Origin of the sequence: Rhodococcus sp. T2V, assembly GCF_029269925.1 — a bacterium.
Lineage (GTDB): Bacteria > Actinomycetota > Actinomycetes > Mycobacteriales > Mycobacteriaceae > Rhodococcus_F > Rhodococcus_F koreensis.
Genome location: NZ_JARJBD010000315.1, coordinates 1 through 1,017, shown reverse-complemented (window position 1 = coordinate 1,017; position 1,017 = coordinate 1). Strand labels below are relative to the sequence as shown.

Sequence of the window (1,017 nt, the reverse complement as noted above, 5' to 3'; positions counted from 1 at the left end):
TGGTTCGGGGTGGGACCGAGGTCGGGGAGGTTGCGAATACCGAATTTGTCTTTCAGGACGTGTCGGGCGGCGTGGTAGCCGGGCATGCCGTGGACGCTGGGTCCGGGTGGGGTGGACGCCGAGCACAGCTACACCCCGTCCAGTGGGGTGCGGTAGGGGTTCCATGTCGGGGTGGGTCGGGCGATCATCCGGTACATCGACACCTGTCCGGCGGCGATGTCCCCGCCGCGGTAGTTGAGGTCGTGATTGCTCAGCCGGGCGGCCGCAGTGGCGCGGGAGGCGACGATAATGTCGCGGAAACCGGGTGCGAACCGTTCGATCTGCGCGGTGATCGTCTCGGTCACATCGGCTTCGGAGCCGTTCGGAACGTGGGTGTAGGCCCAGAGCGGGCGCAGGTCCCGATTGAACCGGGTGGGGTCGGCGACGGTGGGTTGGCTGACCAGCACCAGCGGCCGGGGCGGCAGGTGGCCGGCGGCGATGGCGGTTTCGGCGGCGGTGATCTCGGCTCGGGTGCCGCCGCAGTGCACCGTCCCGGCCTGCTGCACCCGCGGGTCTTCCCAGGGCACGGCGGCTCCCAGGACGAAGTCGACTTTCGCGATGCCGAGGCCGGGGCGGTAGCGGCCGAGCGCCCGCCGGTACCGGCCCGGCAGCCGAGTGGAGAAGATGCGGGCCAGTGTCCAGGGGGAGGTGTCGAACAGGTACGCCCTAGCCGGGGGCAGCAGACGCCAGTCGGTGACCCTGCGGTCGCAGTCGAGGTGCCCGCCGTGCGCGCGCAGGTCGGCGATGAGCGCGTGGGTGATGGCCTGGGAGCCGCCGGTGGGGATCGGCCAGCCGACGGTGTGGGCGGCAGATCCGAGCAGCAGCATCGTCGCGGCGCTGGCGAGCGAGGGGGGACGTGCCCGCCGATGCCGGTCAGCATCGCCGCGGCCATGTCGTCGGTGAAGCGGCGATCCCGGCCGGCCCGGGTTCCCTGCTCGAGGACGCGGGCGGCGAAACCGAGCGCGGCCCGGATCCCCG

At 72.1% G+C, this 1,017-nt stretch carries 1 protein-coding gene; it reads right to left on the bottom strand.

Going from position 1 to position 1,017, the window contains the following annotated elements; all coding sequences use genetic code 11:
• Window positions 1–128: 128 nt before the first annotated feature.
• A complete protein-coding gene (locus P3H15_RS54105; protein ID WP_276144841.1) occupies window positions 129–866 on the bottom strand; it encodes an NAD(P)/FAD-dependent oxidoreductase in 738 nt (245 codons plus the stop codon).
• Between the last annotated feature and the right edge of the window lie 151 nt (window positions 867–1,017).